Source organism: Kribbella sp., from assembly GCF_035655035.1.
Taxonomy (GTDB): Bacteria; Actinomycetota; Actinomycetes; order Propionibacteriales; family Kribbellaceae; genus Kribbella.
The window spans coordinates 1-9,043 of the sequence record NZ_DASRVN010000478.1; the positions used below are offsets into that span (position 1 = coordinate 1).

7 protein-coding genes and 1 pseudogene are annotated in these 9,043 nt (G+C 68.5%); 4 read left to right on the forward strand and 4 right to left on the reverse strand.

Annotated features, from left to right (window positions below; all coding sequences use genetic code 11):
- Nucleotides 1–675: 675 nt before the first annotated feature.
- Nucleotides 676–891, forward strand: a pseudogene (locus VFF46_RS40645) (pentapeptide repeat-containing protein); the annotation flags it as partial.
- Here VFF46_RS40645 and VFF46_RS26110 read toward each other — a convergent pair.
- The 4 genes from VFF46_RS26110 to VFF46_RS26125 form a co-directional block, all read right to left on the reverse strand.
- On the reverse strand, nucleotides 803–3,346 hold the full coding sequence (locus tag VFF46_RS26110) for an ATP-dependent Clp protease ATP-binding subunit (protein ID WP_325039857.1): 2,544 nt from the start codon (nucleotides 3,344–3,346) through the stop codon (nucleotides 803–805). The pseudogene VFF46_RS40645 and the gene VFF46_RS26110 sit on opposite strands and share 89 nt — an antisense overlap.
- Nucleotides 3,347–3,694: 348 nt before the next feature.
- Complete coding sequence (locus VFF46_RS26115) at nucleotides 3,695–4,027, reverse strand: Lsr2 family protein (RefSeq protein ID WP_325039858.1); 333 nt, start codon at nucleotides 4,025–4,027, stop codon at nucleotides 3,695–3,697.
- A gap of 216 nt (nucleotides 4,028–4,243) precedes the next feature.
- Complete coding sequence (lysS, locus tag VFF46_RS26120) at nucleotides 4,244–5,764, reverse strand: lysine--tRNA ligase (protein ID WP_325039859.1); 1,521 nt, start codon at nucleotides 5,762–5,764, stop codon at nucleotides 4,244–4,246.
- A gap of 9 nt (nucleotides 5,765–5,773) precedes the next feature.
- A complete protein-coding gene (locus tag VFF46_RS26125) occupies nucleotides 5,774–6,985 on the reverse strand; it encodes an MFS transporter (protein ID WP_325039860.1) in 1,212 nt (403 codons plus the stop codon).
- Between the two features lie 58 nt (nucleotides 6,986–7,043).
- Here VFF46_RS26125 and VFF46_RS26130 point away from each other — a divergent pair, with 58 nt between their 5' ends.
- From VFF46_RS26130 to VFF46_RS26140, 3 genes are read left to right on the forward strand one after another with little or no spacing between them, the layout of a single operon-like run.
- Complete coding sequence (locus VFF46_RS26130) at nucleotides 7,044–7,607, forward strand: winged helix-turn-helix domain-containing protein (RefSeq protein WP_325039861.1); 564 nt, start codon at nucleotides 7,044–7,046, stop codon at nucleotides 7,605–7,607.
- A gap of 48 nt (nucleotides 7,608–7,655) precedes the next feature.
- Nucleotides 7,656–8,102 carry an NfeD family protein gene (locus tag VFF46_RS26135; protein ID WP_325039862.1) on the forward strand — a complete coding sequence of 149 codons (447 nt, stop codon included), beginning with the start codon at nucleotides 7,656–7,658 and terminating at the stop codon, nucleotides 8,100–8,102.
- Nucleotides 8,090–8,980 carry an SPFH domain-containing protein gene (locus VFF46_RS26140; RefSeq protein ID WP_325039863.1) on the forward strand — a complete coding sequence of 297 codons (891 nt, stop codon included), beginning with the start codon at nucleotides 8,090–8,092 and terminating at the stop codon, nucleotides 8,978–8,980. The genes VFF46_RS26135 and VFF46_RS26140 overlap by 13 nt, the downstream gene beginning before the upstream one ends.
- The last annotated feature ends 63 nt before the right edge of the window (nucleotides 8,981–9,043 follow it).

Consider the following 9,043-nt stretch of genomic DNA (forward strand, 5'->3'; position numbering starts at 1 on the left):
TCCCCCGAGTCGTGAAGAACGGCTCCCCTCAACCAACCAATCCCCACGACTCGACACCCCCCGAGCCAATCCCCACGACTCGGCGGAGCCGCGAGGAGCGGAGGCGGCGGACGCGGACGGCGGAGAGGCGCGGGGCGGACCCACGCCGGGCGGACGTGCCCGAGGGCTGGACGTACGACGGGCGACTGCGCGGGCCGGACGGGCCCGGCGCGGACAGGCGCGGGCCGGACAGGGTGGGCAGGCGCGGGGTGCAAGGCGCGGACGCGCGAACGTGACGTACGCGGGGCGGACGCGTGCGGGGCGGACGCCCGAACGGCGGAGGCGCAGGGTAGACGTACGCCGGGGTGCGCGGGGTAAATGTGCGCGGGGTGGACGCGCGACGGGCGGAGGGGCGCACGGGGCGGACGTACGACGGCCCGACGTACGACGGACGAGCGCGGGGGTGGGCGCGCGAACGGCGGAGAGGAGAGCAGCGGGGGACGCGCGACGGACGCACGTACGACGGCGGGCTTGACGTACGAGGGCCCGACTCGCAAGGCGAAGACGCGCGCGGGTCACGCGCGAGGGGGCGGACGCGCGGGTTGAACGCGCCCGGGGTTAGAACGTGCGGGGCGAACGCGCCCGAGCAACTGCGCCGGGCGCGACGTAGGAGGCGGACGCGCGAGGGCGGACGTCCGACGGGTGGATCTGCGCGGGGTGAGCCTGCGCGGGGCGAACCTGCGCGGGGTGAACCTGCGCGGGGAACAGGGGTGGACGGGCGAGACGCCCGGCCGGTGGGGTCGGTCGGGCGTCTCGGGGGGTGTTAGGAGTCCTGGGGGCCGGAGGAGCCGGGGCCGGTGGTTAGGTCGGTCAGCTCCAGGTCGGAGGTGGTGGACTTCTGGTTGCCGGTGAAGGTGAAGTACTCGGTCAGGCCGTCCTCGTTGACCGTGCCTTCGGGGGCGGCGTCGACCAGGACGATCTGGCCGGGGCGGAGTTCCCCGAACAGGATCTTCTCGGCCAGCACGTCCTCCACGTCGCGCTGGAGTGCGCGGCGCAGTGGGCGGGCACCCAGGACCGGGTCGAAGCCACGCTTCGCGGCGAGTTCCTTCGCCGCCGGCGTGAGCTCGATGCCCATGTCCTTGTCCTTCAGCCGCAGCTCGATCTGGGCCACCATCAGGTCGACGATCTTGACGATGTCTTCCATCGTGTGCTGGTGGAAGACCACGATCTCGTCGACGCGGTTCAGGAACTCCGGACGGAAGTGCTGCTTCAGCTCCTCCGTCACCTTGGCCTTCATCTTCTCGTACGACGACGTGGTGTCGTTCGCCTGCGAGAAGCCGAGGCTCACCGCCTTCGCGATGTCCTTGGTGCCGAGGTTCGTGGTCATGATGATGACGGTGTTCTTGAAGTCGACCACGCGACCCTGTGCGTCGGTGAGCCGGCCCTCGTCGAGGATCTGCAGCAGCGAGTTGAAGATGTCCGGGTGGGCCTTCTCCACCTCGTCGAACAGCACCACGCTGAACGGCTTGCGGCGGACCTTCTCGGTCAGCTGGCCACCCTCTTCGTAGCCGACGTAACCAGGAGGCGAACCGAACAGCCGGGACGCGGTGTGCTTCTCCGAGTACTCGGACATGTCGAGGCTGATCAGCGCGTTCTCGTCGCCGAACAGGAACTCGGTCAGCGCCTTCGACAGCTCGGTCTTACCGACACCGGACGGGCCGGCGAAGATGAACGAGCCGCTCGGGCGCCGCGGGTCCTTCAGGCCGGCGCGGGTACGCCGGATCGAACGGGACAGCGCCTTGACCGCATCGGTCTGGCCGATGTACCGCTTGGCCAGCTCCTTCTCCATGTCCAGCAGCCGCGAGGACTCCTCCTCGGTCAGCTTGAAGACCGGGATGCCGGTCGCGGTGCTGAGCACCTCCGCGATCAGCTCCTCGTCGACCTCGGCGACGACGTCCATGTCGCCGGCCTTCCACTGCTTCTCCCGCTCGGACTTGGCGTTGATCAGCTTCTTCTCGTCGTCCCGCAGCCGGGCGGCGCGCTCGAAGTCCTGAGCGTCGATCGCCGACTCCTTCTCCCGGCGGACCGTCGCGATCTTCTCGTCGAACTCGCGCAGGTCCGGCGGAGCCGTCATCCGGCGGATCCGCAACCGGGCACCGGCCTCGTCGATCAGGTCGATCGCCTTGTCCGGCAGGAAGCGGTCCGAGATGTACCGGTCGGCCATCTGGGCGGCGTTCACCAGCGCGGCGTCGGTGATCGTCACCCGGTGGTGCGCCTCGTACCGGTCGCGGAGGCCCTTGAGGATCTCGATCGTGTGCGCGATCGAGGGCTCGGCCACCTGGATCGGCTGGAACCGGCGCTCCAGCGCGGCGTCCTTCTCGACGTACTTGCGGTACTCGTCGAGGGTGGTGGCGCCGATCGTCTGCAGCTCGCCGCGGGCCAGCATCGGCTTCAGGATGCTCGCCGCGTCGATCGCGCCCTCGGCCGCGCCGGCCCCGACGAGGGTGTGGATCTCGTCGATGAACAGCACGATGTCGCCGCGGGTGCGGATCTCCTTGAGCACCTTCTTCAACCGCTCCTCGAAGTCACCGCGGTAGCGCGAACCGGCTACCAGGGCGCCCAGGTCGAGGGAGTAGATCTGCTTGTCCTTCAGCGTCTCCGGGACGTCACCACGGACGATCTGCTGTGCCAGACCTTCCACGATGGCGGTCTTGCCGACGCCCGGCTCACCGATCAGGACAGGGTTGTTCTTGGTACGGCGGGACAGCACCTGCATGACCCGCTCGATCTCGGTCTCCCGGCCGATCACCGGGTCGAGTTTCGCCTCGCGGGCCGACTGGGTGTAGTTCCGGCCGAACTGGTCGAGCACCAGGGAGCTGCTCGGGGCATCGCCCTGGCTCCCGGCGCCCGGCGCCGTGGTCTCCTTGCCCTGGTACCCGCTGAGCAGCTGGATGACCTGCTGCCGGACCTTGTTCAGGTCCGCGCCCAGCTTGACCAGGACCTGCGCGGCGACACCCTCACCCTCGCGGATGAGGCCGAGCAGGATGTGCTCGGTGCCGATGTAGTTGTGGCCCAGTTGCAGGGCCTCACGCAGGGAGAGCTCCAGCACCTTCTTGGCGCGGGGGGTGAACGGGATGTGCCCGCTCGGTGCCTGCTGCCCCTGGCCGATGATCTCCTCGACCTGGGAACGAACGGCCTCGAGCGAGATACCCAGGCTCTCGAGAGCCTTGGCGGCGACACCCTCACCCTCGTGGATCAGGCCGAGCAGGATGTGCTCGGTCCCGATGTAGTTGTGGCTGAGCATCCTGGCCTCTTCCTGAGCCAGGACGACTACCCGACGGGCGCGGTCCGTAAATCGTTCAAACATCGCCAAAGCGCTCCTTGCCTCAGAGGAGTCGGACGTGCCGTGTTGGCCGACCCCCGTACCTGCATGCTAGTCCCCGGTACCGACAGGCTCGCTCTCGGCGAACACCCGATCACGCGTCCGGCGGTTGCCCGGAGGGCATCACAAGGGGACAACCGACCGGATCACCAGCGTGTTCCCGTGTGACCCGGCCGGAACAGCTTGTTCGCCACCAGCGAATTCCGTGAACTACCTGTCCGGTCAGCCACCGGATCCGACACGCCCGCGTCCCACTCTGTGAAACAACCGGAATGCGGACGGTCCCGGCACCCCCTGAAAAGGGGCCGGGACCGGCGGCAGCTGGGAAAACTACTACTTGGCCTCGTTGTACGCCGCGCGCACCTCGGCGGAGATCCGGCCGCGCTCGCTGACGTCGTACCCGTTCTCCTTGGCCCAGGCCCGGATGTCCGCGGAGTCCGACGCGGAGCGGCCGCCGCGCCCGCGGGACCGGCCCGCCGCGCCCCGGCGCCCGGCCACCCGGCGGCCGTTGCCGACGTACGCGGCCAGCGCGTCGCGCAGTTTCGCGGCGTTCTTCTTGGACAGGTCGATCTCGTAGGTCGTTCCGTCCAGCCCGAAAGTGACGGTCTCGTCGGCCTTACCGCCGTCGAGATCGTCCTCGAGAACCACCTGCACCCTTTGTGCCATCGATGACAACCTTTCCGCGCCCGCCATCGGGCACAATCCCCCTGCCGAATTGTTAGCACCTGATTTGTACCGCACAAACAGGGTTCTTGTCATTCATCGACGCCGTGCGTCGATGGTGACCTTGAGTATTCATCCGGACCGAACCGGCCGGTCCGGAATCAATTCGGACCCAGGATTTGCGAACGCGGTCCGTTGTGCTATGCAACAACCCGGAAATTACTCCGGCCGGAGCAACGGGAACAGAATCGTCTCCCGGATACCGGTGCCGGTGAGCAACATCACCAACCGGTCCAGGCCCATCCCCATACCACCGGCCGGCGGCATGCCGAATTCCATTGCGCGCAGGAAGTCCTCGTCGAGTTCCATCGCCTCCGGGTCGCCGGCCGCGGCCTGCATCGACTGCGCCACCAGGCGATCGCGCTGGATCACCGGGTCGTTCAGCTCCGAGTACGCGACCCCGAGCTCGACGCCGTTGACGAACAGGTCCCAGGCCTCGACCAGCCCCGGAATTTCCCGGTGCGGCTTCGCCAGCGGCCGCGCCGACTCCGGATAGTCACGAACAAAGGTGGGCTGGATCAGCGTGTGCTCGCAGAGCTTCTCGAACAAGTCCACGGCGATCTCGCCGGCATTCCGGCCGGGCTGCAGCTCGACGTCGTGCTGCTCGGCCAACTTCAGCAGCGTGGCCAGGTCGGTGGTCACGTCGACGCTCTCGCCGACCGCCTCGGACAGCAGCCCGAAAAGCGTCGCGTGCCGGAACGGCTGCTCGACGTCGATGGTCTGCCCGTCGCGCGCAGTGATCGACGTACGCCCGATCGCGCGGCCGGAGTTCCGGATCAGCTCCTGGATCAGCTCGGCCATCGTGTCGTAATCGCCGTACGCCTGATACGCCTCGATCATCGAGAATTCCGCGGAGTGCGTGGAGTCCAGGCCCTCGTTGCGGAACGTCCGGCCGATCTCGTACACCCGGTCGACGCCGCCGATCATCGCCCGCTTCAGGTCCAGCTCGAGCGCGATCCGGAGCTTCATCTCCTGGTCGAACGCGTTCAGGTGGGTCGAGAACGGCCGCGCCGCGGCACCACCGTTGGTGAGCTGCAGCACCGGCGTCTCGACCTCGACGAAGCCGTGGCCGTCGTACGTTGCGCGCAGCGCCTTCAGTACGGCGGCCTTCGCGCGGACCATCTCCCGTGCCTCCGGGCGGACGATCAGGTCGACGTACCGCATCCGGACGCGGGCCTCTTCGCTGAGCGGCTTGTGCTCGTTCGGCAGCGGGCGGAGCGTCTTCGCGGCCATCTGCCACGCGGTCGCCTGCACGGACAGCTCACCGCGCCGGCTGGTGATCACCTCGCCCTGGACCGACAGCAGGTCGCCGATGTCGACGAGCTGCTTGAACCGGGCCAGCTCCTCCTCACCGAGGTCGGCCAGCGACAGCATCACCTGGAGCTCGGTCCCGTCGCCCTCGCGGAGCCGGACGAAGCAGAGCTTGCCGGTGTTGCGCAGGAAGATCACCCGGCCGGTCACCGAGACCTGCTCGCCGGTGCGGGTGTCCGCCTCCAGCTCCTGCGCGTCGTACTTCGCCCGCAGGTCCTTCAGCAGGTGCGTCCGCGGTACGGAGATCGGGTACGGCGGGACTCCTTCCGCCAGCAGGCGGTCACGCTTCTCCCGGCGAACCCGCATCTGCTCGGGCAGGTCGTCCTGCCCGCTGTCGGGGTTCACCGGGTCCACGTGTGTATCAGTCATGCCTTAAGGCTAGTGACTGACCGCCTCCAGCTCCGAATCCTTTGTTCGTACGACGAGGACGCCGGCGACCGCGGCGGCCACCGCACACGCCACCCCGCAGGTCACGAACGTCCCGCGCGGACCGAGCAGCGCACCTGCCGCACCACCCAGTAACAAGGCCAGGATGCTGAACGTACGGACGGTCCCGTTGAGGGCGGCGATCACCCGGCCGCGGACGTTCTCCGCCGAACGGGTCACGATGAGTGAGCTGGTCGCGGCGTTGAGCATCCCGCTGCCGACACCGATCGTGGTCGCACCGATCAGCAGCGTGACGAGGTTTCCGGCCAGCCCGATCAGCACGCACGAACCACCTATGGCCGCCATCCCGCCGATGACAGCCCGGGACCGTCCGGCGTCGGTGTGCAAGCGGCCGGTGTAGGCGGAGCCGGCGATGGCGCCCAGGCCGGTCGCCGCGCCTGCGACGCCGTACATGGTCGGACCGAGGCCGAGTTCGCCGGTGATCAGGAAGACCTCGACCACGTTGACCGCCTCGCCGACGACCACGAACAGCCAGAGCGCCGGGACCAGGATCCGCAGGACGCCGTCGCCGAAGATCGCCCGCAGCCCGGCCGTCACGCCGCCCTTCTCCGCGTCGCTGCCCGGCTCGGGGCGACGGCGGGTACGGACCAGCCCGGCGATGACGACCAGTACCAGGAAGGTGGACGCGTCGACGAGCAAAGCCCCGCGGCTCCCGGCCCAGCCGACCAGTACGCCGCCCGCCGCCGAGCCGGCCAGGGTCGCGACGCCGATCAGCGCCTGACTGGCCCCGGTGGTACGGCCGACCAGCTCCTCGCCGACGATCCGTGGGATCAGCGCGCCCCACGCGGGACCGGCGACGGCCTGGCCGATCTGCAGTACGCACACCAGCGCGAGCGTGTGGACCAGGTCGCTCACGAACGCCAGCCCGACGCCCGCGACGACCTGCAGCAACCCCGCCCAGACCAGGACGGTCCGCGAGTCGTACCCGTCCACGATCCGTCCCGCGAACGGGATCATCGCGACCGTCGGTACGGCGAACGCCAGCAGCAGCGCGGTGACCGCGGCCGGTCCGTGTCCGTCGGAGACCCGCAGGATCAGCGCGATCAGCGCGATCGAGTCGCCCGCGTAGGAGAGCGCGCGGGCGGGCAGCACCAGCCGGATGTCGCGGTACGACCAGATCGAGGTCTGAAGTGATTGCTTCATAGTTGTGAAGTAAACACTTCAGGTTTGACGCCGTCAAGCGGTTCGCTACGCTGACCTCGTGGGTACGAAGAAACGGCTGGTGATCACCGATCCGCGGGCGATCCGCGCGCTCGCGCATCCGGCCCGGCAGCGTGTCATCGACGAGCTGTTCAACGGCAAGGTGCTGACCGCGACCGAATGCGCGGAGCTGGCCGGGCTGACCCCGTCCGCGATGAGCTACCACCTCCGGGCCCTGGAGAAGTGGGGCATCATCCAGCGCGCCGACGAGTCCGCCGACGGCCGCGAACGCCCCTGGAAGGCGCCCGCGTCCAGCCTGGTGATCTCCAGTCAGTCCACCGGCGCGGGCCGGCTGGCGAGCCAGGCGATGATCAAGACGACGATGGACGCGGTCGCCGACCAGTTCCTGGAGATGGACGCCGACGACGGCTGGGACGACGTCAGCTCGATGAGCAGGTCACGGCTCTGGCTGACCCACGACGAGGCGAAGACTTTCAACGACGAACTGAACGCGATCGTCGAGCGGTACAAGAAGGGCAGGTCGGTGAACAGCCATCCGGCGGCCGCCCGGGAGGTCACGTCGTTGATCGCCGTCGTCCCCACGGGTCCTGAGCTGAACCGTTAGCTGCCTGGTTGCGTATCTCGGAGTACCTTCGAAGTAGAGGTACTTGGCATGCACTCGTGGCTCTTGTGGTCGATGATCGCGGCCGTCCTCGGCACGGCCGAGTTGATGACAGCGACCTTCGACCTGCTCCTGCTGGCCGTCGCGGCGGTGTCCGCCGCCGCGGTGGCCGCGCTCGGGCTCGGGGTCGGCTTCCAGGTGGTCGCGTTCGCGATCACCGCGACCGCGCTGGTCACGCTGGTCCGCCCGGTCGCCCGCCGGCACCTGACCGGCCACCCGGGACTGCGCACGGGTGTCGCCGCGCTGGTCGGCCGAGAGGCCTTGGTACTCGCGGACTGTGACCGCGACACCGGCCGGGTCCGGATCGGCGGCGAGGAATGGAGCGCCCGTTCGTACGACCCGGATCTGCGCATCCCGGCGGGGACGCGGGTTGACGTCTTCGCGATCGAGGGGGCCACCGCCCTCGTGCATCCCCAGGAGGAACCATGGCCGCTTTGATCATCGGCATCGTCGTCGCACTGCTCGCCGTCGTCCTGGTACTGCGGACGGTACGGATCGTCCCGCAGGCCCGGGCCAGCAACGTCGAGCGGCTCGGGCGGTACCTACGCACGCTGGAGCCCGGCCTGAACGTGGTGATCCCGTTCGTGGACCGGCCCCGGCCGCTGATCGACCTGCGCGAGCAGGTGGTCTCCTTCCAGCCGAACTCGGTGATCACCGAGGACAACCTGGTCGTCCACATCGACACGGTGCTGTACTTCCAGGTCACCGATCCGCGCGCGGCGGCGTACGAGATCTTCAACTACATCCAGGCGATCGAGCAGCTGACCGTGACCACGTTGCGGAACGTGATCGGTTCGCTGGACCTGGAGAAGACGCTGACGTCGCGCGAACACATCAACTCGATCCTGCGCGGGGTGCTGGACGAGGCGTCCGGCAAGTGGGGCATCCGGGTGAACCGGGTCGAGCTGAAGGCGATCGAGCCGCCGGCCTCGATCAAGGAGTCGATGGAGAAGCAGATGCGGGCCGAGCGGGAGAAGCGAGCCGCGATCCTGAACGCGGAGGGCGCCCGGCAGTCCCGGATCCTGACCGCCGAGGGTGACCGGCAGGCCGCGATCCTGCGCGCCGAGGGGCAGGCGAAGGCGATCGACACGGTCTTCGAGGCGATCCACCGCAACGACCCGGACCCGAAGCTGCTCGCGTACCAGTACCTTCAGATGCTGCCCGAGCTGGCCAAAGGCCCCGGCAACACGTTCTGGGTCATCCCGTCCGAGGTCACCACGGCACTGCAGAACGTCACGAAGGCGTTCAGCGGCGAGACCGAGACCCCGAAGGTTCCCTCGGAGAACGGGCACAACCCTGAAATCACCCCGAGATAGTTGCCCCCGCACCTAATCGGTTGCCCCCCGATGTCACTATGGGTACATGGGGGAACCTCTGCT